Source organism: Stenotrophomonas sp. GD03654, from assembly GCF_029845105.1.
Classification (GTDB): Bacteria; Pseudomonadota; Gammaproteobacteria; order Xanthomonadales; family Xanthomonadaceae; genus Stenotrophomonas; species Stenotrophomonas africana.
In genome coordinates this window covers 39,965-65,658 of sequence record NZ_JAOCLC010000023.1, presented here as the reverse complement: position 1 = coordinate 65,658, position 25,694 = coordinate 39,965, and the positions used below count along the sequence as shown (strand labels likewise).

25 protein-coding genes are annotated in these 25,694 nt (G+C 63.3%); 11 read left to right on the top strand and 14 right to left on the bottom strand.

The window, feature by feature from the left end; translation table 11 throughout:
- Nucleotides 1-302 precede the first annotated feature (302 nt).
- The 4 genes from N5J73_RS10785 (at nt 303) to N5J73_RS10770 (ending at nt 7,308) form a co-directional block, all read left to right on the top strand.
- Complete coding sequence (locus N5J73_RS10785) at nt 303-2,042, top strand: hypothetical protein (protein ID WP_135968505.1); 1,740 nt, start codon at nt 303-305, stop codon at nt 2,040-2,042.
- A gap of 66 nt (nt 2,043-2,108) precedes the next feature.
- The gene (locus N5J73_RS10780) at nt 2,109-5,957 is read left to right on the top strand and encodes a wall-associated protein (RefSeq protein WP_164078459.1); all 3,849 of its coding nucleotides are present in this window, start codon (nt 2,109-2,111) and stop codon (nt 5,955-5,957) included.
- Between the two features lie 5 nt (nt 5,958-5,962).
- Complete coding sequence (locus N5J73_RS10775) at nt 5,963-6,844, top strand: RHS repeat-associated core domain-containing protein (protein ID WP_239508829.1); 882 nt, start codon at nt 5,963-5,965, stop codon at nt 6,842-6,844.
- Between the two features lie 20 nt (nt 6,845-6,864).
- Entirely contained in the window at nt 6,865-7,308 is a 444-nt protein-coding gene (locus N5J73_RS10770; RefSeq protein ID WP_152906707.1) for a hypothetical protein, read from the top strand.
- A gap of 366 nt (nt 7,309-7,674) precedes the next feature.
- Here the strand turns inward: N5J73_RS10770 and N5J73_RS10765 are convergent, their stop codons facing one another.
- The gene (locus N5J73_RS10765; protein ID WP_049447970.1) at nt 7,675-8,385 is read right to left on the bottom strand and encodes a hypothetical protein; all 711 of its coding nucleotides are present in this window, start codon (nt 8,383-8,385) and stop codon (nt 7,675-7,677) included.
- Between the two features lie 166 nt (nt 8,386-8,551).
- Here N5J73_RS10765 and N5J73_RS10760 point away from each other — a divergent pair, with 166 nt between their 5' ends.
- From N5J73_RS10760 to N5J73_RS10750, 3 genes are all read left to right on the top strand, one after another.
- Nucleotides 8,552-9,307 (top strand): tetratricopeptide repeat protein, encoded by a 756-nt coding sequence (locus tag N5J73_RS10760; RefSeq protein ID WP_049447969.1) that lies wholly within the window; start codon nt 8,552-8,554, stop codon nt 9,305-9,307.
- A gap of 457 nt (nt 9,308-9,764) precedes the next feature.
- Nucleotides 9,765-10,121 (top strand): hypothetical protein, encoded by a 357-nt coding sequence (locus tag N5J73_RS10755; RefSeq protein WP_049447968.1) that lies wholly within the window; start codon nt 9,765-9,767, stop codon nt 10,119-10,121.
- Nucleotides 10,122-10,592, top strand: coding sequence for a hypothetical protein (locus N5J73_RS10750; protein WP_049447967.1), 471 nt, complete (start codon nt 10,122-10,124; stop codon nt 10,590-10,592).
- A 104-nt stretch (nt 10,593-10,696) separates the two neighbouring features.
- On the opposite strand, the gene N5J73_RS10745 is transcribed toward N5J73_RS10750, so the two are convergent.
- The 10 genes from N5J73_RS10745 to N5J73_RS10700 all read right to left on the bottom strand — a co-directional run bounded on the left by N5J73_RS10745 (nt 10,697) and on the right by N5J73_RS10700 (nt 20,089).
- Nucleotides 10,697-11,323 carry a nucleotidyltransferase family protein gene (locus tag N5J73_RS10745; RefSeq protein ID WP_049447966.1) on the bottom strand — a complete coding sequence of 209 codons (627 nt, stop codon included), beginning with the start codon at nt 11,321-11,323 and terminating at the stop codon, nt 10,697-10,699.
- On the bottom strand, nt 11,299-12,360 hold the full coding sequence (locus N5J73_RS10740; protein WP_049447965.1) for an XdhC/CoxI family protein: 1,062 nt from the start codon (nt 12,358-12,360) through the stop codon (nt 11,299-11,301). Before N5J73_RS10740 ends, N5J73_RS10745 begins: the two co-directional genes overlap by 25 nt.
- 8 nt (nt 12,361-12,368) lie before the next feature.
- Nucleotides 12,369-14,573, bottom strand: a complete 2,205-nt coding sequence (paoC, locus tag N5J73_RS10735) for an aldehyde oxidoreductase molybdenum-binding subunit PaoC (protein WP_049447964.1) — start codon at nt 14,571-14,573, stop codon at nt 12,369-12,371.
- Complete coding sequence (locus tag N5J73_RS10730; protein ID WP_049447963.1) at nt 14,573-15,523, bottom strand: xanthine dehydrogenase family protein subunit M; 951 nt, start codon at nt 15,521-15,523, stop codon at nt 14,573-14,575. The genes paoC and N5J73_RS10730 overlap by 1 nt, the downstream gene beginning before the upstream one ends.
- Nucleotides 15,520-16,167, bottom strand: coding sequence for an aldehyde dehydrogenase iron-sulfur subunit PaoA (paoA, locus tag N5J73_RS10725; RefSeq protein WP_049447962.1), 648 nt, complete (start codon nt 16,165-16,167; stop codon nt 15,520-15,522). Before paoA ends, N5J73_RS10730 begins: the two co-directional genes overlap by 4 nt.
- A 268-nt stretch (nt 16,168-16,435) precedes the next feature.
- Nucleotides 16,436-17,167: a hypothetical protein gene (locus N5J73_RS10720; protein WP_049447961.1), complete on the bottom strand. Its 732-nt coding sequence runs from the start codon at nt 17,165-17,167 to the stop codon at nt 16,436-16,438.
- A gap of 128 nt (nt 17,168-17,295) precedes the next feature.
- The gene (locus N5J73_RS10715) at nt 17,296-17,811 is read right to left on the bottom strand and encodes an Ohr family peroxiredoxin (RefSeq protein ID WP_049447960.1); all 516 of its coding nucleotides are present in this window, start codon (nt 17,809-17,811) and stop codon (nt 17,296-17,298) included.
- Nucleotides 17,812-17,858: 47 nt separating this feature from the next.
- Entirely contained in the window at nt 17,859-18,626 is a 768-nt protein-coding gene (locus N5J73_RS10710; RefSeq protein ID WP_164078460.1) for an SDR family oxidoreductase, read from the bottom strand.
- A 126-nt stretch (nt 18,627-18,752) separates the two neighbouring features.
- Complete coding sequence (locus N5J73_RS10705) at nt 18,753-19,784, bottom strand: LysR family transcriptional regulator (protein WP_049447958.1); 1,032 nt, start codon at nt 19,782-19,784, stop codon at nt 18,753-18,755.
- Entirely contained in the window at nt 19,781-20,089 is a 309-nt protein-coding gene (locus tag N5J73_RS10700; RefSeq protein ID WP_049447957.1) for a sigma factor-like helix-turn-helix DNA-binding protein, read from the bottom strand. Before N5J73_RS10700 ends, N5J73_RS10705 begins: the two co-directional genes overlap by 4 nt.
- An 89-nt stretch (nt 20,090-20,178) precedes the next feature.
- On the opposite strand from N5J73_RS10700, the gene N5J73_RS10695 reads away from it, so the two are divergent.
- From N5J73_RS10695 to N5J73_RS10685, 3 genes are all read left to right on the top strand, one after another.
- Nucleotides 20,179-20,658: a carboxymuconolactone decarboxylase family protein gene (locus tag N5J73_RS10695; RefSeq protein ID WP_049447956.1), complete on the top strand. Its 480-nt coding sequence runs from the start codon at nt 20,179-20,181 to the stop codon at nt 20,656-20,658.
- Nucleotides 20,659-20,714: 56 nt separating this feature from the next.
- Complete coding sequence (locus N5J73_RS10690; RefSeq protein ID WP_049447955.1) at nt 20,715-21,119, top strand: cupin domain-containing protein; 405 nt, start codon at nt 20,715-20,717, stop codon at nt 21,117-21,119.
- Nucleotides 21,120-21,194: 75 nt separating this feature from the next.
- Nucleotides 21,195-22,076, top strand: a complete 882-nt coding sequence (locus N5J73_RS10685) for an RNA polymerase sigma-70 factor (RefSeq protein WP_049447954.1) — start codon at nt 21,195-21,197, stop codon at nt 22,074-22,076.
- A gap of 117 nt (nt 22,077-22,193) precedes the next feature.
- Here the strand turns inward: N5J73_RS10685 and N5J73_RS10680 are convergent, their stop codons facing one another.
- The 3 genes from N5J73_RS10680 to N5J73_RS10670 form a co-directional block, all read right to left on the bottom strand.
- Nucleotides 22,194-23,114 carry an MBL fold metallo-hydrolase gene (locus N5J73_RS10680; RefSeq protein WP_049447953.1) on the bottom strand — a complete coding sequence of 307 codons (921 nt, stop codon included), beginning with the start codon at nt 23,112-23,114 and terminating at the stop codon, nt 22,194-22,196.
- A gap of 322 nt (nt 23,115-23,436) precedes the next feature.
- On the bottom strand, nt 23,437-23,913 hold the full coding sequence (locus N5J73_RS10675; RefSeq protein WP_088479217.1) for a nuclear transport factor 2 family protein: 477 nt from the start codon (nt 23,911-23,913) through the stop codon (nt 23,437-23,439).
- Between the two features lie 62 nt (nt 23,914-23,975).
- Nucleotides 23,976-24,545, bottom strand: coding sequence for a TetR family transcriptional regulator (locus N5J73_RS10670; protein WP_049447951.1), 570 nt, complete (start codon nt 24,543-24,545; stop codon nt 23,976-23,978).
- Between the two features lie 169 nt (nt 24,546-24,714).
- On the opposite strand from N5J73_RS10670, the gene N5J73_RS10665 reads away from it, so the two are divergent.
- Nucleotides 24,715-25,668: an alpha/beta hydrolase gene (locus N5J73_RS10665; RefSeq protein ID WP_049447950.1), complete on the top strand. Its 954-nt coding sequence runs from the start codon at nt 24,715-24,717 to the stop codon at nt 25,666-25,668.
- Nucleotides 25,669-25,694: the final 26 nt, after the last annotated feature.

Below are 25,694 nucleotides of genomic sequence, written 5' to 3'. Positions count from 1 at the left end.
CAGGCTGTCACTCATTGCATATCCTGGATCCTGGCTGCAGGAGCAAACTGAAGCCAGTTGCGCGCCGTCATTTCTTGAGATAGTGTCCGCCGCATTGCAAGGGGACGTAACTGTCATTCTCAAGCGCAGCTATCGCAGCGTCGGCAGCTCGTGCGTAAAGCGTAGTAAATGATGCTCTCTTGGCAGCGTTTGTCCATGCGATGCCTCATTGCTATCCGATAAGTCCTGAAGTTGTCTCGTTGCGGACGTAGTAGTCACCGGATCATGTCTGGCCGCTTGGCCAGCGCTACATGGAGACGTACGTGTCATTGCATTCGAAAGTCACCAGCATTGTCCTCAATGTACTTTTGCTGACACTCACTGTCGCCGCTCAAGCACAGACTGGCGCGCCACTGACCTCATCGCAGGCGGGCGTCTTCTACGAAGAAAAGCTCAAGGGCCTGAGCGAACTCACGGCGTTAGGTAATGACTTGTTCGGTGACAAGGTCAGCCTCTATACGGGCGGCATCCAGTTCACCCAAGTCGACGTTGATCTACCTGGAAACAACGCGTTGCCAATGAAGTTCTCGCGCACATTGAAAATGGGCGGGCGCCGGGACACCCTCAAATCGATGAGGGATTGGGATTTTGACCTCCCTTACATCTCGGGCATGTTTGGGAAGAGTGGCTGGGTGTCCATGGTGCCTGGCGAGCCACTGCGCCGTTGTTCGATCCCACTGAATTCACCACAGCAGGCCAGCGCTCCATCCGAGTATGTGAGTAGCGGGCAAGGAGACGTAGGCTTCTCCTTCGACCCTCACTTCTTCTGGGGCGGGCTCTCCCTGAGTCTTCCCGGGAGCGACAGCAAGCCCATGATCATCATGGCTGCGGGTGCCAAGCAACCAACCGACGGTCGTGCCTATCACTGGACTACCGCCGATCGCTGGGTATTTTCCTGTCTCCCGAGCACCAGTAACGGCGAGAGCGGGGAGGCCTTCATGGCGCATGCTCCCAATGGGGACAGGTACTGGTTTGACCGCATTGTAGCTATCCCCCGCGGGACCATGACCGCGAACTACGGTAATGGCTTCTTCAATTATACGAGCACGATGGGGCTACGTGAGTTCCGCGCGTTGCCGACCCGTATCGAAGACAGGAACGGGAATTTCATTACATTCACCTACTCCCCAAGTCAGGTCGTGATGAGCGCCAGCGACGGCCGCTCCATTACGGTGAACACAGGTGCTGACGGGGTAGAGAGTGTCGTCGCCAACGGTCGCACTTGGAACTATGAGTACGCCGGCAGCACTGTCGATCGCAAGCTCACCCGTGTGGTTCTTCCAGATGGTTCAAGTTGGTCATTTGATGCCGGAGCTGCGTTCGATAGCCCCATTGGCGGCTGGAGGAACTGTGCTGACTTTGTGCCCTTCACACCAGGCCCAAGCTCATCCGCAACGGTGGTCATGACTCATCCTTCAGGAGCCAGGGGCACATTTGAGATGAGCTATCGACTTCATGGCAGAACCAATGCACCGAACACCTGCCGGCCCTTCACGCAGATCTTCTATCCGGTGGAGTCCCACCTCCTGACCGTGCTGGCACTGAATCGCAAGGTCATCTCAGGGCCGGGGCTCGCGACCATGACCTGGAATTATCAGTACACGCCGCTTGCTGCGAGTCTGGACACTGGACAGCATATCTACTGTTCAACTACGCCGTGCCCTGAGACCCGCGCACTCACCGTAACCCGCGAGGACGGCAGCTGGGATCGCTTCACCTTCAGTCAAAAGTACGGCGATCTCGAGGGCCAGCTGCTGAGCGAAGAACGCGGCAATACGGAGGGCGTGCTGCGGCGGATCGACATCCAGTACCGGCGTAGCTCGGACGGCAGCTACGCCCGGATTGGCAACAATCCCTGTTGGTCATGCTCGAAGGAAGAAGAGCTACCCAAGCCGCTGGAGTCACGCACGATCACGCAGGATGGAAATACATTCCTCTATCGCGTGGACCAGTTTGACGCTTATGCGAGACCGCTGAAGGTCACGCGATCCAGCTCGCCGTGAAGGTGGGTACGACAGGCAGTCGAATGGCAGCGCTCCTGCGCTGCGCCGCACAATCTAGGGAAGCGTATGGCACGCAAATCGCCTCGTAGTAGCGCATATCCGAACAAGACGCTGCTCGCAGCTGCTCTGATCGCAACGGCCTGCCTTCCAGAAGCCCGGGCCGCCACTACCTTGGAAACCCTGAGCTACCATGACAACGAAAGCTCATGGATTCTGGGTCAAGTTGCTACTCGTGCGATCAATGGCGTCCTGGCCGATCAGACGACGTTCGATCCCGTCACCTCTCGACCCACGCAGTTCTTGGCGTTCGGGAAGTTGACCCAATCGCTTGGATACAACGCCGACGGCACCATCGCATATGTGCGCGATGGAAATGGGAACACTATCGCGCTGAGTTCTTGGAAGCGCGGTGTTCCACAGCTGATCAGCTTCCCTGGTGGCACAACGCAAAGCGCTGTCGTGGATGATCACGGCTGGATTAGCCAAGTCACCGATCAGAACGGGTTCTCAACCGGATATCGCTATGACGCGATGGGACGGGTGGCGGGCGTTGATTACCCTAGCGGAGATAGCACCGCATGGAGCCCGATGAACCAGAACTTTGTTCAGGTTATGGGCGACGAGTACGGCGTTGCGGCTGGCCATTGGCGAAAAATGACCACTACTGGAAACCGAGTTTCCATCGCGTACTACGACGCACTGTGGCGTCCGTTGATTGTCTCTGAGTACGACGCCGCTGACCCAGGCACCATCAGATTCACGGGCAAGGAGTACGACAACGAAGGCCGGACTGTGTTCTCCTCCTATCCTGCAGCAACAGCCAATAGTGATCGTGGCACTTGGACCGTCTATGACGCACTAGGTCGCACCACCTCTGTTACTCAGAACTCCGAGTTGGGTGACCTTACCACGTGGCTCAGCTATCTCCGAGATGCGTCAGGCGTGTTCACTCTTACTCGCAACCCTCGGGGTGCCGAGACCCGCACTTGGTATCGCATGCTGGATCAGCCCTCCTTCGACAGTCCTACGCGGATCCTTCAGCCGGAAGGAGTGCTGACGGTCATTGATCGCGACGCCTTCGGAAAGCCGTTGAGCATTCGCCGCAGCAGCGCAGATGGCAGCCTGGGGGTTACGCGAGCCTATTCCTACAACGCGGCCCAAGAGTTGTGCCGGACAGTGGAGCCTGAGACAGGTGCTACGCTCGCTGGCTACGACGGCGCCGGGAACGTCGCTTGGTCTGCGTCCGGCCTCCCGAGTAGCACCGGCTGCGAACCAGACGGCAACTCGGCGTCGGTTGCTCCGCGACGCGTTTCCAGATCCTACGATGCGCGAAACCGCCTGCTCGCCTTGTCGTTCCCGGACGGCAATGGTGATCAGATCTGGAGCTACACCGCCGACGGCAAAGTTGCCCAGGTCACCACGCGCAATGATGCTGGTAGTAGCCAGGTGGTGAATACCTACAGCTACAACAAGCGTCGCCTAGTTACCGGAGAATCGATCGAACAGACGGGGATGCCTATCCGGTCCGCTGGGTACGTCTACGACGCGCACGCCTCCTTGTCTGGTGTTCATTATCCAAGCGGGCTTAGTGTTGACTACGCTCCCAACGCGCTGGGCCAGCCAACTCGCGCGGGCACCTTCGTATCCAGCGTCACGTACTTCCCTAATGGTGGCATGAGTCGGTTTGTGTATGGCAACGGGATAGTGCACACAATGCAACAGAACGGAAGACAGCTTCCAGCCAGTGTTTCCGACGCAGGGGTTCTCAGCAACACCTATGGCTACGACGCGACAGGCAACGTAGCGCAGATCACCGATGGACTGAACGCAGCGCGCACTCGCTCGATGACCTATGACTCACAAGATCGCCTGCTGTCCACCCATTCAACCGCCTTCGGTGGCAACGGGCAGCTAACCTATAGCTACGACGCCTTGGACAACATCCGAACGGTCAGACTTGAAGGCCTTAAGGATCTTTCCTACTGGTATGACGTCAACAATCGACTGACCAACATCATCAACAGCAGCGGCTCGACGGTTGTCGGGCTCGCCTTCGACGTCCAGGGAAATGTTTCTGTCAAGAACGGTCAAGGATTTCAATTCGACTACGGCAACCGACTTCGCACAGCAGTGGGTAAGGAAAGCTATCGATACGACAGTAGCGGACGGCGAGTCCTGTCCTCGGCCGACTCTGGCACTATCGCATCCTTTTACGGAAATGACGGGGTGCTTCGTCGACAAGACAATGATCGCACCGCCAGCAGCGTGGAGTACGTCTACCTAAACGGAAGTCTGGTCGCGAAGGCCACGACATCGACGGCACCCGCGAGCCCGGTGATCAGCGCGCCTGCGCAGAGCTCCAGCGGCAACTACACGGTCTCCTGGTCAGAGGTGGCCCAAACGAGCCGGTACGATCTGCAAGAGCAAGCGGGCGCCGGCGCGTGGTCCAACATCTATTCCGGGCCTGACCGGACGAGAGAAGTGACCGGCAGGGCTGGCGGGTCTTACGGCTACCGCGTGCGAGGCTGTCGCGCTACGGCCTGCGGTGGCTGGAGTGCCACTGCTATCACTTCAGTCCAGTCGCTCCCTTCAGCCGGGCCCTCCGTAAACGCGCCAGGGCTCTCAATAGATGGCAACTACAGCGTCTCGTGGCCAGCAGTAGCCGGCGCCCAGACCTATAGGCTGGAGGAGTCCACAACAGGAAGTGGATGGGCCGAGATCCAGAATGACGCCATCCTCTCTCGCTCTTTTGTCGGCAAGCCCAATGGCACATTTGCCTACCGCGCACGTGCCTGCAATGCCGCCGGCTGCGGTGAGTACGGTGCAACGGCGTCGGTGCAGGTGCTGCGCGTCCCAGAATCACCCGCTGGATTAAGTGCTCCCGCACTGTCTGCGAACGGTTCCTACACCGTCTCCTGGTCTCCAGTATCCGGCTCGAGCGCCTACCACTTGGAAGAAAGTAGCGGTGGCTCCGCCTGGATCGTGGCAGCAACAGGCGCAGCGACGGCGAAGGAGTTCTCACAGAAGCCAGACGGAAGCTACGCCTACCGTGTGTCCGCTTGCAACAGCAGCGGGTGCGGGCCGAGTACTGGCCCTGCGACTGTGCGGGTTGTTCGTGCTCCGACAGGCAGCTCTAGTCTGTCCGGCACGACGCTGTCCAATGATGGAAGTGTCGCTTTGAGCTGGTCGCCGGTTTCCCTTGCGACGACATACCGGCTCTTCGAAAGCGTATCCGGCGGCGCGTGGAATGCCGTCCTCAATAGCGGCAGCACCAGCGCGACCCTGACTGGGCGCGCAAATGGAAGCCTCAGCTACAGCGTTGCCGCCTGCAACGACGGGGGCTGCGGGCCGCAGGGACCGGCGTTGAACGTGGTAGTGATGCGACCACCGTCAGAGCCGGCGCTATCCGGCCCGGGTAGCTCCGGCACCGGCAGTTACACGATCAGCTGGAACGCGGTTGATCGTGCCAGCAGCTATGTAGTTGAAGAAAGCGCGAATGGTGGAGGGTGGACGGCGGTCTATAGCGGCGGGAGTACCTCTGCGGTCATTTCTGGTCGCGGCGATGGTACCTATGCATACCGGGTCGCCGCATGCAATCAAGGGGGATGCAGCGGCTACAGTGGCTCAGTTGCCGTGGCAGTGAATGTTCCGCCCGTAACACCAACCGGACTTACCGCGCGCTTCGTGGTTACCAATGCATTCCCGCCGTGGCAGGTGCGCTACTTCGTCAGCTGGAACGCAGTGGCCGGGGCTGCCTGGTACGAAGTCACAGGAAGGGGAACTTATACGGGATCTGCTACATCGGTGCAGATCGACTACACGGGCGTTCCTGCAGGTGCTACGTTCCAAGTGAGAGCATGCAAACCCATAGGATGCTCGGCTTGGACCCCTGCCGTTTCTGCAACTGGAGGGTAGTGCAAATGAATCGAGCCAGCGTAGCCGCCCTTCACTTGATCTCGCTGATGCTGATCTGCGGGGCGCTCAGCCCAAATGTGTACGCACAGACGATAGTCACGTACGTGCACACCGATGCTTTGGGAACCCCCGTGGCAGAGTCGGACGCATCTGGAAATCTGATGGCTGAATCATTCTATGATCCATATGGATCCGTGCTCGTCGCAGGTAGCGATGATCAGCCGGGCTTCACCGGTCAAGTGTCTGATGCGCAGACAGGGCTCAACTACATGCAGCAGCGCTACTATGAACCTGCACTAGGAATTTTTCTCAGTGTTGACCCAGTCACTGCGTACGACAATCCAGCATCACAGTTCAATAGGTACAGGTACGCGAACAATAACCCCTACAAGTTCGTTGACCCGGACGGCAGAATTGTAAGCTACGCCTACATAAATGGAGTAAACCAGCACGCTGGAAGGATGCATATGGCAGCAGTGGCAATGTCGCCCCTGGCGCGCGATGAACTAAGGCGACTTGAAGAATCTCCCCATCTGTACACTATAGTTATCTCTGGAACCGGGCTTCCGTCCTATAACCAGAACAATAGGACAGTTTACCTGAATCCTAATATTGCGCTACTTACAAAAGAGAAGGGTGTATTGCAACCTTCACCAGTCAATAGTAGCCACGAAATATCACATGCCGCACAGCATGATCGGACAGGAAGCATAAGGCTGACGCAGGATCTGCGTCAGCTGGAAGCAAATGGGGTCTCTCGCGAAGAGAATCGTGCCAATTCGTTTGAAAAGAAGGTGGGAGAGGAACTCGAAGTTCCCACTCGAGAGAACTATGGGGACGTCAATAGGGTTATCGATTGCAAGAAGACACCGATGACAGGTTGTTGAACTCTTCAGGAGAATTTTAAATGGGAACAAAGAATCTGGTAGCCTGGTCATTCTTACTCTGCGTCTCGCTCGCGGGTTTGTTTGGTTGTCGGGCCGCCCCGCCAAGCGGTTATGATGCGAACCTTACCGCCGAGGCGTGCGATTCGAGAAAATCACCGAGTAAAGAAGTATCCATCGAGGAGCTGGTGGCGGCGCCAGAGAAATTCCACGACGGCTATGTGAGGACGACTGGATTCTACTGCTCTGGATTTGAAGAGAGTGGGCTATATTCAGCACCTGGATGCAATCACGACAAAAAGCTTGGTGTTTGGCTCACGGGAACTGCTCCCGATAGTAATTTCAGAGGGCAAAAGGTGGCGATCACGGGAAAGGTCGACGCGGGAAACAATGGTCACCTTGCGCAGTGGGCGGCGCAAGTCTGCGTCTCCGAACTCAAGGTTCTCGACAAACGATCAACTGAATAGAGTGCTGCCAGAGCTGAATTGCCCGGACTCACTGACGTGCGTGGCAAGCGAACTCTATCGACGGCTGTATACGTTCGCGCTCCGAAGCTACTGACTTCGAATTATCGAGTCATCACCTGCGACATCCACCCTGGTCGCAACATCTCACTCCGCCTTGGATTACACGCAGCGTCCGGCTGATCTCACCCGATCTGTCCGCCTTCGGCCAAGAGTGCACATTACCACGGGCGCAACAGATCCCTCCAAGGCGGCGTCTGCTTTCAGCCAAGCGCACACGACCACCTACCCTCGATAAACATCCCTTATCGCTATCCCCGTACTGAAGTGCACTGCCACTCTCAGCTTGGCGCTTGCCAAGATCCAGCCCTATTGGGCTGCCGGAACAGGAATCACACCCTTTCGCAGAATCTCCAACCTCCCAACATCGCCAACAGGCACAAGCACTGTAGCTTTCCGCGCCGGGTCCCACAGTGCATAGCTGTCACCAAGACGACCAATCAGGCTTAGGTCGCCCTGGACCTTTCCATCAACAGTCACAGCCGTCACGTGCTTGCCGCCGCCAGAGGAAATCTTCTCGGCACGCTGGGAGCCAAGCATGCTTGACGCTATCGAGACGTAGACCAGCATCACCAAGGCGTAGATCAGCCAAGGGGAATCTTTCACTGCGGTGGGCACCACCGGCGAAAGATGCACGATCAACGCACAGATGACCGTCAGAAGTACCCCTATCAGAAGAGGCCACGTGTTCGACCACCAAAGCAGCAGCCCCAGGGCAGTGAAGAAAAGCACTGGAAACAGCCATGCGAACAGCTTGCTTTTGGAGCTGCCGCTCGTGACCTTCATCTCCACCCAGCCGCCAAACAGCGAGGCCAGCAGCATGAGAAATAACACCATGCCGATCCCAGCAAGCCCTGCCAGCGCAAGCTCACTCACCGCAACAAACTGAAAGGGATCCAGGCCGAAGTGCCCCCAATACGCCTTCAGATAGAAGGCCCCTTGAATCAATCCGAACGTGACGAGCGCCGAACCCCATCCAGCAACATCAGCCATCGTTAGCGTCTTCTGCGTACGTTCCATGTATCCCCTTCCATCGATGCAGCCCCGCCACATAGTGGCATGCAGCGCTCAGTCCTGCAGGATCCACCCCCATTAACGTGACGCGTCACGCCCGGTCACCCCGCCCATTGGCGCCCCACCCCTCCCCAACTATAGTTCCACCCCTCACAAGGACGAGGCGGCACACATGCCCTATATCGGAATCGGACTCCACGTACTGGCGGCCATCTACTTCGCGGTGCACGCCATCCGCTCGGGCCAGAGCCTCTACTGGCTCATCCTGCTGTTCTCGTTCCCGCTACTCGGCAGCGTCGTCTACTTCCTGGCGATCTACTTCCCTGAAGCCCGCAACTCGCGCGGCGCCCGCAAGGCCATCCGCTCCGCCAAGCAGTTGATGGATCCTGGCCAGGACCTGCGCAACGCCCGCGCGGAGCTGTCGCGAACACCCACCGTGCAGAACCGCGTTCGCCTGGGCATGACGCTGCTGGATGCCAGCCAGGCCGAGGAAGCCAGGACCCTGCTCGAACAGGCGGCCAGCTCGCCGCTGGGCGACGATCCCTACATCCTGACCGGTCTTGCCCGTGCCCGCCTCGATTCCGGGCAGCCTGCGCTTGCGGTGGAGACGCTGGACGGCCTGTTCGCACGCCACCCGGACGTGCGCCGCAAACCGGAACAGACCTTGCTGTACGCGCAGGCATTGGCAACCGGGCAAGCCCCCGGAGCCCGCGTCGCATTCGAGCGCGCGGTGGAGTGCGGAAACGATGCGGCCGCTCGCTGCCTCTACGCCGAATGGCTGATGGCGCAGCCGCAACCCGACGATCGCGAGCAGGCCCGCAGCCTGTTCGCCAGCATCATCGACGATGCCCAGCATTGGTCGCGCCACGCACGGAGCCACAATGCCACATGGCTGGAGCGGGCCAAGGTTGCGTTGAAGGGTTACTGACACCTGGCGGCCCTTGGCAATCCTGTCGCATTCGCCTCGCTCGCGGCCTCGCCGGGCGGATGCCGACACTCGCTAGGCTTGCACCACCAACATCGCCGATAGCGCTGCAGCGCAAGGCTCCAGCTTCGTTGCGTCGTATGCAACGATTCTGAAAATGTTGAAAGTGGTGACGGCATCGGCCTTACTGCATTGGCATCGCGCACAGCCGGGCGTATTCCTTTGCGTGCCACCGGAAACGGGTGGCCGGGATTCGAAACCCCGGTTCTACGCTGAAGTAAACGCTTGCCAGCCGGCATCACCCCTCAGGTGGTGCCGGCTGGCAATCCGTCGGCCGACTATGGCGGGCGGTGCGTGGAGGCCTTGTGCCTGCCGGTTTAGCGTAGACCGGGTTTCGAACCACGCACCGTCCGCCACCTTTATCGGTGGCGGCTTCTGCATGCACGCAAGGAGCCCTGCCATGACCAAGCCCCACTCCCCTGCCCCGCACTCGATCCACGATGTGCCCGCAAACGGCCCCGACCTGGACCCGAACAGCCTCATCGCCCTGCTGCACAGCATCGGCGCCGGCGCCGCCTCCGATGGTCAGCCGTGGCCGGAACGCCATCAGATGCCCGGTCGACGCATCGCCCTGGCGGACACCGACTGCTCCTTGGCCGGGCTTCGCGTGGTACTGGAGATTCTGCTGGCCGCGGAGCGCGCCCGCGAGAACGGCGAGTTGGAGCAATACGTTGGCCCGCGGGTGATGGAGGGTCTGATCATGGCCGGACTAGGCCTCACTGCACACGCCAGTACGCGGCTGCATCCGGAGGGCTGAGTGGCGTGGTGCCGCTGGGCGGCCACGGTGCTTTGCCTCGCAGCGGTGCTTGCGGCGCAGATTCATTGGCCGGTGCCGCCGGTGCCTGAGCAGCTCGCGTTCCAGAGCATCCCCGACGATCGGTTTTCACTGCTCCGCCGACAGGTAAGGCAGTTTGTGGAAGCGCGGCCACGGCAGGGCTTTGAGTTCGTCGAACAGCGTCAAGACGCCACTTTGCAGATCTACTGCAGGGGCGTTCCGGTACTGTGGCTGGAGAGGCGCTCGCACTATCTTCTCCTGCAGGTTTCACTGGACGCCCACCAGCGGGCGCCCGCCGTTGTGCGGTTGCGCGCGCTCCTCCAATGGCAGTTGGAGCCGTTGGATTACCTGGAGCAGGTGCTGGCTGACGTGCCGGAGCCTGTTCTGTTGGATCGGGTGCTGCAGATTCTTGCTAGTGATGTGCCTGATGGAGCGCGATGTGGCGTGCCGTAGTCGAGCGTGGCTCGACTCTGCAGGGCTGCGGGCAGCGAGGGTTCGGGCACCAGCCCTGCCGTCCGTCACCTGCGTGACAGGCATTGGCCCAGTGATCATGCGAGTCACCTCCCGGCATCGATCCAGCCCGCATCGCGCGCACGCGCGAGGTCTTCTGGCGTATCGATATCCAGGCCCAGTTCCGGTGCCTGCAGGACATGCACCGTATCGACAGGAAGTTGCCGCAGGCGCGCGCCGAAGCCGCGGTCTCCGGTTGCACCCGCAGAGTTGAACCATGCACGCGGCACTACTGCAGGAATGCCAAGCGCGTCTCCATGACGGGTGCCCGCGCACCCTGACGCCGAGGCGCGGGCACCGGTAAGCAGCGCCTGCAGATGTGAGCGCTCGATTGCGGGCTGGTCGCATGCCACGACCATCACCGCGGTCACCGTGGGCAGCAGGTGCGCGCCGGCAACCTGCAGGCTGCTCGCCAGGCCGCGTTCCCAGTGGTGGTTGGTTACCGGAGTGGCATCCAGCCCGGCAATGCTGGATGTCACGGCCTGTGCGTTCGCGCCCACCACGACCAGGACCTGCGCTGGCGCGAGCTCGCGTGCCAACCGCACCACGCGATGTACCAGGGTCTCGCCCTGCCGGGTCAGAAGCTGCTTGGGCTGGCCAAGTCGGGTGCTCCCGCCGGCAGCCAGCACGACGACCGCATGCGCGTCAGTCACCTGCCGTGCGCGCTTCGCCATTGCTGCAGCTGCGCGGCGATGCTGAGCGAAATCGCCTCGGGCCCTCGGCCGCCGATGTTCAGGCCGACCGGTGATCGAAGTCTCGGGGACAGGCAGTGGCGCTGACCCGGTGTCAGCAGCTTGAACAGGTCCTCGCGCCTTCGCCGCGGACCCAGCAGTCCAATGAACGCAACTTTGGTATCAGCCAGGGCCACCAGCGCCTCCCGGTCCAGTTCGAAATCGTGATGCATCACCAGTGCCGCGTCGCACGGGTCGCCATGAAGGGCCTCTGCAGGGTTGGTCTGAAGATGCACATCCGCGCACTGCCCGGCTGAGGCCCAGCGCGCTCGCCGTTCGGCCACGCTGACCCGCCACCCCAGGCCCCGCAGCAACGGAACCAGGGAGGGCGTTTCGGGACCTCCCCCCAACACCAGGGCCCGCGGAAGCCGGAGCAACGGCAAATGCCATGCGCCCTCGCCAAAAGACTGCGCCCCGTCCATCGGATGCAGCTGCCATGCCTGCTCGCGATGCCCGGCGCGGAAAACGACCTGCCCCGACGTGCGAAGGTCGCGCTGGAGTGACACGCCCTCGCGCAACCAAGCCTCGATCACGGCGTCGATGCCGGACATGGCACGCAACGGCAGAAGGGCAATCCGAAGCCGGCCGCGGCAGCCGAGCGCAGACCCACTCAACAGGTCGTCGTCACTGCGGGTGTCGATCTCGATCCAGTCGACCCGGCCTGCCGCGCTCACCTGCTCCGCGCGTCGCGCGAGCTCGGGCTCCAGGCATCCGCCGCTCAGCCAGCCGACCTGGCTGCCGTTGCAGAACAGCACCATGTCGCCGGCACCAGCGTAAGTGGAGCCATCGGTTTCCAGCACCAGCGCGAGCACGGCGCGCTCGCCCGCACGCACGCGCGTCAAGGCCGTCTCGAGTACGCCGCGCGGGCTGCCTTCGGCGAGGAAACCCGGCGCTGCGGACAGGTCCTCGGCAAGATCGCCGGGCTCCCCTCCGCCTGCGGCGGAGACCTCCAGAGTGGGCGAGGCTACGGGTCGGTCCATGCGCACCGTCAACCTACATCGGGCAAGCCGGGCAACAGCTTGTCCAGGGTGATGGGATAGTTGCGCACGCGCACGCCGGTTGCGTTGTAGATCGCATTGGCGATCGCGGCGCCAACCCCGCAGATGCCCAGTTCACCCACGCCCTTGGCCTTCATCGGCGAGATCACCGGATCCAGCGTGTCGAGGAAGACCACTTCCTGGTACGGAATGTCGGCGTGCACGGGAACCTCGTAGCCGGCCAGGTCATGGTTGATGAACAAGCCAAGCCGTTTGTCGACCACCAGCTCCTCCATCAGGGTCGCGCCCGCCCCCATCACCATCCCGCCGATGACCTGGCTGCGTGCAGACAGCGGATTGAGGATCCGGCCGCCATCGCATACCGCAAGCATGCGGCGAATGCGCGTCTCTCCAGTGTAGGCATGCACGGCGACCTCGCAGAAATGCCCTGCATAGGTGCCGACGTCGTAGCCTTGTTTGAAGTCGCCGAAGGCAATGCCGTCCTCCGCCGACAGTGTGCCCGCTTCCGCCAGCTTGATGGTCCGACCACCCGCCTGGATGCGGCCATTGGCGAAGTCTGCGGTGTCGCCGTCGAAGCCGACTTTCTCGCCTACCTTGCGGCGCAGGCTGACGCACGCCGCGTACACGCCCGCGGTGGAGCTTGCCGCGCCCCACTGGCCGCCGGAACCGGCGGAGGCGGGATGACGGGAATCGCCGAGGGTGACCTGGACCCGGTCCAGCGGCACGCCCATGGTCTCGGCTGCCGTCTGCGCGATGATCGTGTAGGAGCCGGTACCGATGTCGGTCATGTCGGTCTCGACAATCACCCCGCCCTCGCCATCAAGCCGGACCCGCGCCGCCGACTTCATCGTCGGTGCGCCGCGATAGCCCGCGGACACGCCCATGCCGACCAGCCAGTGCCCTTCCCTGACTTGCGCCGGCCTGGCGTTGCGCTTGTTCCAGTTGAAGCGCTCCGCGCCTTCGCGCAGGCAGCGCACCAGGTTGCGGTCGGAGAACTTCTTGGACGGATCGCCGGGCACGACCTCGGGCTCGTTGAGGATGCGGAACGCGATCGGGTCGAGGCCCAGCTTCTCGGCCATTTCGTCCATCGCCACTTCCAACGCCATGTGGCCTGGTGCTTCGCCCGGTGCGCGCATCGCATTGCCTTCAGGCATGTCGAGCGTGGCGATGTAGTTGGCAACCAGGCGGTTGGCGCCTGCATAGAGCTTGGGCGTCTGCAGGGTGCCGTTTTCGCCATCCTCGCCGTTGATGTTGCCCGACCAGTTCTCATGGGCGATGGCGGAGATCCGGCCATCCTTTCCGCAGCCGATCCGCACGCGCTGGAGGGTGGCGTGCCGGTGCGTGGTGTTGTTGGGCATCAACGGGCGTTGCAGCGCGATCTTCACCGGTCGCCCGACCTGCTTGGCCGCCAACGCGGCGAGCACCGCGTCGGCACGGATGAACAGCTTGCCGCCGAAGCCGCCGCCGATATAGGGCGAGTCCACGCGCACCTTGGCAGGATCGATGCCGAGGATCGCCGCCATGCCCTGCCTGGCCCAGTCGATCATCTGGTTCGCCGTCCACAGCGTGAGCGTGTCACCCTCCCAGGCGGCGATGGTGGCGTGCGGCTCCATCATCGAATGACTTTCGTCGGAGGTGTGATAGATCTCGTCGAGCTTGACCGCGGCGCTCGCGTAGGCGGTGTCGAAATCGCCCAACGCCTGCCGGTCGGGCTTGCCGTCGCGCCCCTTTGCCAGCGGTGCGGACGGTGCCAGGGCCGGGAAATCGAAGCGGCCCTTGCCGCGCTCGTAGCGGGTGCGGATCAGCGCCGCGGCGGCGCGGGCCTGCTCGAAGGTCTCTGCCACCACGCAGGCGATGGCCTGGTGGTAGTGGGCCACGTCGGGTCCGCCGAACAGCGGCGCATTGTTCCAGTTCGATTTGCCGACCGGCTTGGTTTCCGGTGCGGTGATGACCGCCAGTACGCCGGGCGCGGCACGCGCGCGGGAGGCATCCATCGAAATGATGCGCCCCTTGCCGATCCCGGCACCGACGATGTAGCCGTAGGCCTGGTTCGGCGCCACGTCATGGCGCTCGTAGGCATAGGGGGCGGTGCCGGTGGTCTTGCGTGGTCCGTCGATGCGCGGGGTCGACTTGCCGACGACCTTGGCCTTGTCGAACAGGTTGTCGCCGGCGGGGGCGTTGAATTCAAGGGGCATCAGCGCTCTCCTTCCACCAGCACGGCTGCGAGGGTGCGCTCGGCGAGAGCGATCTTGAACGCATTCTCCCGCGTCGGACGGGCACCGGCGAACACCTGCCGGGCCGCGGCCTTTACGCCGTCGCGCAGCAGCGGTTCGGCTGCCTCGACGCGCCACGGCTTCGGCGCAACTCCACCGAAGGCGAACCGCGCCGAGCCGTCTCGCTGCACGACCGCGGCGACCGACACCAGTGCGAACGCATAGGACGCGCGGTCACGTACCTTGTGGTACACGTGCCGACCGCCCAGGGGCTCCGGCAGCGTGACGTGGGTGATCAGCTCACCGCGCTGCAGCACGTTGTCCTGCTGCGGCCTGTCGCCGGGGGAACGATGGAAATCGGCAATTGGGATGCTGCGCGTACTGCCGTCACCGCTGACGGTCTGGATCGAGGCATCCAGCACCCGCAGGGCCACCGCCATGTCGCCCGGATAGGTCGCGATGCAGCTGTCCGAGGTGCCGATCACGCCCATCTGCCGGGAGAACCCCTCGAGCGCGCCGCAGCCGGATCCGGGCAGGCGCTTGTTGCAGGGCAGATTGGGGTCGTAGAAATACGGGCAGCGCGTGCGCTGCAGCAGGTTGCCGCCGGTGGTGGCTTTGTTGCGCAACTGCCCGGAGGCGCCTGCCACGATCGCGCGGGTCAGCACCGCGTAGTCGCGGCGCACGCGCTCATGCGAGGCCAGCGCGGTATTGGTGACCAGCGTGCCGATGCGCAGGCCGCCCTCGTCGGTGGGTTCGATCCTGTCCAGGCCGATGTCCTGCACATCGACGAGGTGCGCTGGCGTCTCGACCTCCAGCTTCATCAGGTCGAGCAGGTTGGTCCCTCCGGCCAGGAACTTCGCGCCCTCGGTACCGGCGACGGCCTTGGCGGCCTCGGCCGGGGATTTCGCGCGTTCGTAACTGAAGGCCCTCATGAGCGCCCCCCTGCAGAGGTTAGGCCAGCGACCTCTTCCATCGCCTCGGCGATGTTGGAATAGGCGCCGCAGCGGCAGAGGTTGCCGCTCATGCGTTCGCGCATTTCCATGTTGGTGGCCCGGGGCCGTGCGCTGACGTCCGCCTGTGCATGGCTGGGGACACCCCGCTTGATCTCGTCCAGTACCGCCACCGCCGAACATATCTGCCCCGGCGTGCAGTACCCGCACTGGTAGCCGTCATGCTTGATGAAGGCGGCCTGCATCGGATGCAGGTCATCGGGGGTTCCGAGGCCTTCGATGGTGGTGATGGCATCGCCCTGGTGCTGCACCGCCAGGCTGAGGCAGGCATTGATGCGCTCACCGTTGACCAGCACGGTACAGGCACCGCATTGACCGTGGTCGCAGCCCTTCTTGGTCCCGGTCAGTTTCAGATGTTCGCGCAGGGCATCGAGCAGCGTGGTCCGGGTGTCGAGTTCAAGCTCCCGCCGCTTGCCGTTGACGGTCAAGGCCACCGTGCTGATGACCGGCGGCCTGGGCGGTGGGGGCGTCGCCAGTTCGGCGGCGAGCGATGACGCCCCCGGTGCGGCGGACATTGCCACGGTCGTGACGCCGCCGGCGATCACCTGGCGGCGCGTCAACTTCATTCCTTCATCACAACTTGGCACAGTGACCTCCTGGCGTTCGGGAAAATCCCGTGGCTGGATGGACGCGCTCACACTACCCAAGGGCCACTATGCCCATCTGCTGGGTACAGATCTGTGAAGTCGGCGAAATGTACGAACATGATGCAGCAAGCCCGAAGAAATCGGCTGCATCCAGCCACAGCGCGGCACTCTTGAGCCATGCGTATGCCTCACTGGATGACTCACAGTCCTGTTTGTCGCTTAGCATGAAGAACATGACGGCCCGACGCTACAAACGCGTTGGCTGGGAGGGCTCGGGCTCGTGGATGGAGCCCTCCAACAAGGCAACGTAGGTATCGAGCCTGGTGTGATGGCCGATCAGCATCCAGCCCAGCAGGTACAGCAGCACCATGGCGAAGATCAGTAGTGCACCCAGCAGGCCAACATCGAAAGCGCCCGTCCAGTCGCCCCATTTCCATCCGCGGAACTGCAGGTAGAGGGCAATCAACAGCGGGAATGGTCCCAGCCGCTGCAGCCCGCCATACATCATGCCCATGCGCTCAATCATGTTTGTACGCAAGGTGCTGACGAACTTGAGTCGCCGCTCGCGCTGGACGCGCGGGAATCCGCGAAGCTCGGTCACCACCGATTGCCAGTGAGCGAAGTCTTCATCCATCTCCCGGGCGTGCGAGAGCCGAGGCTGGCTGAACTGGCGAATGCCCCTGCGGGCGGCCAGGACGCCACCGACAATGAACCCTCCGACTTCGATCGCCAGACAGGCAACAACCACCTGGAGCACCGCGCCAACAGGCAGCCATCGATCCGGAAGCTGACCAATGAGAATGCCGATGATCGCCGCACCCACGCCGATGCGAAACGCCCACGTCTCCACCCTGCCCGCCTTGGGGTAGATGCTGTGCTCAACCAGTCCCTGCACCCGCTGGTAGAGCCAGTGGAATGTCAGTTCCTGCGAATCGATCTTTGCCGGCGGATCGAATCCGCCCCCTGCCTGCATGTCCATTGCATCCCCTGCCCCACCGGCCAGGTTGCCGGCGCCACCATCGTAGCCGAGCTGGGTTGTAGCGGAATACGGCCTAGCCGTGTAGACGTCAGGGCCAGGACCTTCCCGGAGTCGAGCATGGCTCGGTTCTACAGAGGTGGAGCCTGCGGGCCGACCCGAACATGCACCACATGGCTGACGCCACGATGGAACATCTTGGCGTATGGGCAGACGCGTTCGGTGTTGCGAACCAATTCGCAGGCCAGGTTCTCATCCATGCCGGGAAGATGTACCACGATCTCGGCCGACAGCAGATACAGCCCATCTGCCGGATCACGGGCGAAGGTGACCGCCACTTCGATGCTGGGGTTGTGCAGCAGCAGGCCGGCACGCGCGGCCACCAGCACCATGGCACCGTGGAAGCAGCCGGCGTAGCTCGCGGCCAGTAGCTGCTCGGGATTGGTGCCGCCGCCAGGCCCGCCGAGTTCCGGCGGCAGACGCAGGTCCACCGCCAGTGCACCGTCGTCCGACCGCACGACGCCGGACGCCCGCCCGTGCTGGGCCTGGCCACCGCTCACCCGCACGCGGCCGGTGTACAGCGGCTTCACGTCGTCACCCTGGTAGCGGTCCAGCATGGCGGGCGAAGGCGGCTTCAGCTCGGTCATTGCGCGGCTCCATCAAGCGCAGCTGCGGCAGGCGATCGATTCGCCGCTCAGGCAGGCTGCCGCTGCAACAGGCCGGACTGCTGCAGCCAGGCTTCGAAGCCGACCTGTCCCAGCCACGCGTGGCCGGCCGGTACCAGCGTGTCGATCTGCAGCGGCGCCCCGAAGTACAGTGCATCGGCGTCTGCCACCACCTGCCGGGAATCACCTGTCAGTTGCAGATAGCGCCTGGCCAGATCCGCCATCGCGCTGCGCTGCGGTCCGGCGATCTCCAGCACGCCATTGGCTGGCGCCTGCTGCGCGATGCGTGCCACCGCTTCGGCAACATCCTCGGCGGCAATCGGCTGCACGTCGGCGGCCGGCAGCCGCAGGGTCTTCCCGTCGCCGGCGGACTGGATGATGCCCGGCAGGAACTCGAAGAACTGCGTGGAATGGATGATGGTGTACGGCAGGCCGGAATCGCGAATGAGCCGCTCCTGGGCGATCTTGCCGCGGAAATAGCCACTGGCGGCAAGCTTGTCGGTACCCACAACAGAAAGCGCGACATGGTGGCGCACGCCGGCACGGGTGGCGGCCGAAAGTATGTTGTGGCCGGCGGTCACGAAGAACGAAAGCACTGCCGCATCTTCGAACGAGGGCCAGTTGGCCAGGTCCACCACCACGTCGACGCCGTCCATGGCGGCGTCCAGACCTTCACCGGTCAGCACATCCACCCCGGTGGAGGGCGCTGCCACCACGATCTCATGCCCGGCTACGCGCAGGCGCTCCACCACCTTGCTGCCGATGCGGCCGGTACCACCGATGACGAGGAACTTCATTGCGTGTCTCCTGGAATGTAGAGGGGCTACCGGATGTGGTCCGGCGCAGGAATCGTAGGTAGCGCGGGCGCGAGGCAGTAGGTCCGTGACGGGCCGCGCACTGTTGCCCGGCACGCATCAATACGCTCAGGCCCAGGTGGGCTGTTTGCCTGGCTTCAGAGGGTTGGCCTGCTGGCGTGCTTCCCAGTGCGAGATCACATCCAGTTCGAGCGCGCGCACCCGCTGCGTGCTGAAGTCGATGAAGGCACGCACGCGCTTGGGCAGCTGGCGGCGGCTGAGATAGCACAGGTAGTGACCGCGATCGAGCGGCGCATGCCGATCCAGGCAGGTCACCACCCTTCCCGCCCAAAGCGCTTCACGCACCTGATAGCTGGGCAGCTGGGCGATGCCCAGCCCGTCGATGACGGCCTGCAGGGCCAGGTCGGCATCATTGAACACCAGTGCGGCCGGCGGCTGCAGGTGCACTTCGGCACCGTCGACACGGAAATCCCAGGGCTGCATGCGTCCGCCCGGCAGGCGCCGTCCGATGCAGGCATGCGTGCACAGCGCATCCACCGACACCGGTAGGCCGTGCGTCTGCACGTACGCCGGTGATGCACATACGACCAGCTGCATCGGCACCAGCTGCTTGGCGATCACCTGGCTGTCTTCCAGCAGGCCGTCGCGAAACGCCACGTCGATGCGGTCACCGGCCAGGTCGGGGGCCTGCTCGTCCAGCAGCAGCTCCACTGATACCTGCGGGTACTCGGCACGGAAGGCTGCCAGCAGGGGAGCAACCACCCGCCGGCCGAAGCCGTGGCCGGCACTGATGCGCAGGTGTCCGCGCGGCGGGCCCTCGCGCAGGTCGCGCATTTCCTCCAGCGCCTGCAGGATGCAGGTCACGCCCGGGTTGCAGCCCTCCAGGAACAGCTCGCCTTCGCGGGTGAGCGTGGTCGAGCGCGTGGTGCGCAGGAACAACCGTACGCCCAACTGGCTTTCCAGCTTCTGCACGCTGCGGCTGACGGCCGAACGGCCGATGCCGAGGCGGTCGGCCGCGCGCGCGAAGCTGCCCTCGGACGCCACTGCGATGAAGGCCAGCACGCCGGCGTAGCTGGTGGAGAAGGACGCATTGAACGCATCGTGACCGTCGCCGGCCGGGCGGGGCTTTGCGGCGTTCATGGGCTGCCTGGCTCCAGGCGGGCACGTTGTGCGTGCAGGTGGCTCCGCGCCAGCGCCAACCGTTGCCTGCACGTGGAAGGGTCGAGCCCCAGCAGGGGCTCGATGTCCTCGAATCCGGCGCCCAGCACGTCGTGCAACAGCAGGATCGCACGTGCATCGGGCGGCAGTTCGCGCAATGCGGCGAGGAAAGCCTGCCAGACCTGTTCGCTGGCAGGGCGCGATGCGGTGCGCAGGTGCGATGAGGTGTCCATGCCCGGCAGACGGCCGAGCATCGGCCGCTGTGACAGGACATTGGTGTTTTTCATGCAACAGCGTGCGGCCCGGCCCCCGCCTACCGGCATTGCGGGTGCAGGCCTAGCCTCGCTGTGCCCTTCACCCGCTACAGGAACACACCATGACCGCACGCCTGGATTACGCCGCGCAATCCCCCGAACTGTTCAAGAAGCTCGGCCTGTACTCGCATGCCGCCCACACCGCCTCGATCGAAGCGGCCATCATTGATCTGGTCAACATCCGTGCATCGCAGCTCAACGGCTGTGGCTTCTGCCTGGACATGCACGTGAAGGAAGCCACCCTGCGCGGCGAGCGTCCGCTGCGCCTGCATCACCTGGCGGCATGGCGTGAATCGATGCTGTTCAGCACGCGCGAGCGCGCCTGCCTGGCCTGGACCGAAGTACTGACCCAGCTGCCGGCACAGGGCGTGCCCGACGAGCTGTACGCGCGCGTGCGCGGCCAGCTGTCCGATCAGGAAGTTGTCGACCTCACCCACGCGGTGATGGCGATCAACGCATGGAACCGCGCCAATGTCGCCTTCCGTACCACGCCCGGCACCCTGGACGCGGCCTTCGGCCCGGACAAGGCCGGCCTGGCCTGACCCTTCCGCCGCTGCCCCCATGCAGCGGCTCTCCCCTACCGCTTTGGAGACCTGCCATGCGTCTTTCTGTTCTGGCCCTGTCTGCGCTGCTGCCACTGTGCAGCGCTGCCGCCACCCCACCCTCTGCGGCGCCCGAACCCCTGGTGCGCGAGGTGATGACCCGCGCCCTTCCGGAGCAGCCCGGCAAGGAAGCGCTGATCCTTACCGTGGAGTACCCGCCGGGTGGCGCCGATCCTGTCCACCGCCACGATGCCCATGGCTTTGTCTATGTCCTGGAAGGACGGATCGTGATGGGTGTGGCCGGCGGCAAGGAAGTCACCCTTGGCCCGGGCGAGGCCTTCCATGAAGGCCCGGCCGATCTGCACACTGTAGGTCGCAACGCCAGCGCTACCGAGCCGGCGAAGTTCGTGGTGTTCCTGATCAAGGACATCGGCAAGCCGGCAGTTCTGCCGCCACACTGATCGCACGTCCGGCGCTGGCACCAGCGACAGGTTCCCGGGTGTCACAATCCGGGGGCCTGTCCCGTCTACGCTGGCATGGACGATTCCACTGCGCTGTTCTCACGCCTCCGCCCACGCCTGTTCGGCGTGGCCTACCGCATGCTTGGGTCTTCGCACGAAGCCGAAGACGTGGTGCAGGATGTCTGGCTGCGCTGGCATGGCGCCGACCAGTCACAGATCGAGAATCCGGAAGCCTGGCTAGTGGCGACCACCACCCGTCGCGCCATTGATGGCCTGCGCCTGGCCCGGCATACGCGCGAACACTATGTGGGCATGTGGTTGCCCGAACCGCTGCTGACCGATGACACCGCCACGCCCGAGTACGTGCTGGAAACCGCCAGCGATCTGTCGGTCGCATTCCTCAGTGTGCTGGAACGGTTGGCCCCGGATGCGCGTGCGGCCTTCCTGCTGCACGATGTGTTCGATCAGGACTACGCCGTGGTTGCGCGCACCCTGGACAAAACGGAAGCCGCCTGCCGGCAGATCGTGCATCGTGCGCGTCAGCAGCTCCGGCAGGAACGCCCGCGCTACAACGTCCCGCAGGACGTGCACCAGAAACTCCTGCGTCGCTTCGCCGAGGCCGCGTCCAGCGGAGATTTCCGCACAATGAAAGCATTGATGGCCGAATCGGCCGAGTTGGTGGGTGACGGCGGCGGTATCGTCACCAGCTTCCCCGGGCCGATGGTCGGCGGCGCACGCATCGCCCAGCTGCTGTATGCCCCGCACCTGCGGCGCAGTGCGCAGTTGCGGATGGTACCGGCCATGCTCAACGGACGGCTGGGACTGCTGCGCTATTTCGATGGCGAGCTGGAGGCGGCGATGGCCTTCGAGACCGATGGCGAACGGATCACGCAGGTCTTGGTGCAGCGCAACCCGCACAAGCTGCAGCGTTTGGCTCACCCTACCGCCATCCAGTAGTTCCCCGCCAGGTAGGGAGGGCGTCCGTTATCGGCCTCGCCCTTGGGGGGGGATTCGAGCGGGGTGCCGGTGCACCCCGTCGAAAACTCCTGCTTGCGCTGTATCCGCAGGATCCGATCAGAAGTCCCAGAACACCGGCACCCAGCGGAACGTCTCGCCTTCCAGCGACACCCGGCCCACTGACGGGAACGGAAGATGCGTGGCCACCAGCATTTCGCCGGTGCCGGCCAGTTCCTTCAGCAGAGCGATGCGTACGCGTGCGGATTCCTCCGGGTCGTGCTCGAAGCCGTTGTGCCAGTTCGGTTGGTCGAAGCCGACCGCGAACACCGCGTCACCGGCAAAGGTCAGGGCCTGCCCCGCAGACGCCACGCGCACCACGCAGTGGCCCGGCGTATGCCCACCGGTACGGTGGGCCGTCACGCCCGGTGCGATCTGCTGTTCGTCCTGGAAAGTGTGCACATAGCTGCTGTACTCGGCCCAGAAGTGCGTGGCCGTGGTGCGCAACGCATCGGGAAAGCCCTGCGGCATGTTGGTGCGGCTGAAGTCCGGCGACTTCCAGAACTCCACTTCCGCGGCTGCGACGTGGATCTTCAGGTCCGGGCGCAGCTGTTCCTTTACGCCTTCAACCAGCAGGCCGCCGACGTGGTCCATGTGCATGTGGGTGATGACCACATCGGTGATTTCGCCCAGGTTGATACCGGCAGCACCGAGGCGGCGGATCAGCTGGCCGGCGCGCGGCAGCTGCAGGTCCGGGTCCATGCCCAGGCCGGCATCGATGAGGATGGTGCGATCACCGCTGTGCACCACCATCACGTTCAACGCCCAGTCGAAGGCATCCTGCGGCAGGTACATCTCTTCGAACCATTCGGCACGATCGGCGGCCGGTACGTTGTGACCGAGCATCTGGGTTGGCAATGGCAGGACGCCATCGCTGATCACCAGCACTTCGACATCGCCCACTTTCAGGGCGTAGCGCGAGGGCACCAGTTCATCAAGGGCGGGGGCAATGGGCGCGGCGGTGTTTTCCATACTGAACATGAGGGATCTCCACGAAGAGCCATTTGGCGGGCAGCAGTGCAAGGCTGGCGCGAACGAATCCGGGTGCTTTCCCATGGCGCAGGCAGTGACATTGCCAGGGCACGGTTGCCTGGCAGGCCAGCGCTGCGCGGTTCACGGGAAGACTGGCCACTGCGCGGGCAATGGGCCCGGAACACGGCAGGTGCCGTGCGGGATCAGCCTAGGCAGCGCGCCACAGATGCGGTAGGCCCGTGGAGGGGTACGCCATGTTGCGTTCCGGGAAGCAATGCGGACCCGCCTGCGCGGGCACCGCTACCCCGCTTCCCTGGTGTTACCCCGCAACTCACATCCCCAAGTCGGACAACCCCGGGTGGTCATCCGGGCGACGCCCCAGCGGCCAATGGAACTTGCGGTCGCTTTCCTTGATCGGCAGGTCGTTGATGCACGAGAAGCGGCGCTGCATCAGGCCATCCTCTCCGAATTCCCAGTTTTCGTTGCCATAGGAACGGAACCAGTTGCCGGAGTCGTCGTGCCATTCGTATGCGTAGCGGACAGCAATGCGGTTCTCGGTAAAGGCCCAGAGCTCCTTGATCAGGCGGTACTCAAGCTCTTTGTTCCATTTGCGTTCCAGGAACTGGCGGGCTTCTTCCCGACCGCTGGTGAATTCGGCACGGTTGCGCCACTGGGTATCGAGCGAATAGGCAAGCGACACCTTGTCGGCATCGCGGGAATTCCATCCATCCTCGGCAAGGCGCACCTTCTGCGTGGCCGATTCGAGGGTGAACGGAGGAAGCGGCGGACGGGGTTGTTCAGCGGACACGGGGAGACCTCCAATCGAGATGGATACATGAAGTGCTTCAAGCGATCTGGCGTACTCAGGCGCTAACGCTTGGCCTGTTCCAACAACAGCTTCGCGACATCCTTCGCAGTGTCTGCGGCGCCGTAATCCCCCATCACGCGCGACAGGGTGATGGCGCCTTCCATCAGGAGAAGCAACTGACGTGCCAGGTCCGCCGGCTGCTCCACATCCAGTTGTCCGGCAAGTTCCAGCGTGTAATCGAGCAGCTTTTGCTTGTGGTTCCGCGCGATTTCCCGGATTGGATCGGCAGGGTCGCCGACCTCGCCTGCGGTGTTGATGAACGCGCAACCGCGATAACCCTCGGACTGGAACCATTTCTTGAGCACGGTGAACATGCCGAGGACGCGCGCTTCCGGACTGTCCGCCTTCTCGGACTCCTGCCGGAACCAGGCCAGCCAACGCACATCGCGGGCCCTCAGCGCAGCAGCGGCCACGTCGTCCTTGTTCTCGAAATGGCGGTAGATGCTCTTCCGCGCCACGCCGGAGGTCTTCACCAACAGGTCCATGCCGGTGGCGTGGATCCCGTTCTGGTAGATCAGCGCCTCGGCCGTGGCCAGGATCTTCTGCTGGGTATCGGTGGTGGCCTTGTTCATGGCCACAAGGTAGAACGATCATTCTCCTCCCGTCAACAGGCGGTGGCGGGCGATTCGTGCGCGCACATCCGTGCAAGACGATCTATCAAGAAATCCGGACAGTTCATCGCCCGAACGCCTGACTCCAGGCGCAAAGTACGTCTCACCACCCACCCATGAGAGTTTCCGCATGAACACCTTCGCCCGCACCTTGGCCGTTGCCGCCCTCGCCCTCTCGGTCCAGGCCGGCCTGTCCGCGCAGGCCGCCGAACCGGCCAAGCCGGCTGCGGTCACCGCCATCGCGCGCACCGCCAGCTACATCACCACCGCCGATGGCGTGCAGCTGTACTACAAGGACTGGGGCCCGAAGGACGGCCCGGTCGTGACCTTCAGCCACGGCTGGCCGTTGAACTCGGACAGCTGGGAATCGCAGATGCTCTTCCTGGCCAATCATGGCTACCGCGTGATCGCGCATGACCGTCGCGGCCACGGCCGTTCCAGCCAGCCGTGGGAGGGCAACGATATGGATCACTACGCCGATGACCTGGCCACGGTGATCAATACGCTGGATCTGCACGATGTCACCCTGGTGGGCTTCTCCACCGGCGGCGGCGAGGTGGCGCGCTACATCGGCCGGCATGGCACCGGGCGAGTGAAGAAGGCCGTGCTGATCAGCTCGGTGCCGCCGTTCATGCTGAAGACCGCCGACAACCCGAACGGGCTGCCGATCGAAGTGTTCGATGGCATCCGCAAGGCACAGATGGACAACCGCGCCCAGCTGTACAAGGACATCCCGTCCGGCCCGTTCTATGGCTTCAACCGCCCGGGCGCGAAGGTGTCGCAGGCGCTGATCGATGCGTGGTGGGCGCAGGGCATGCAGGGCGGCCACAAGAACACGTACGACTCGATCGCCGCGTTCTCGGCCACCGACTTCCGCGCCGACCTGAAGAAGTTCGATGTACCTACCCTGGTCATCCACGGTGACGACGATCAGATCGTGCCGATCGATATCTCCGGCCGCCAATCGGCAAAGCTCATCAAGGGCGCCAGGCTGATTGTCTACCCGGGTGCGCCGCACGGCCTGACCGATACCCACAAGGACAGGGTCAACCAGGACCTGCTGACGTTCCTGCAGGAAAAGTGAGCAACACTGGCTCCGGCATCGCGCCG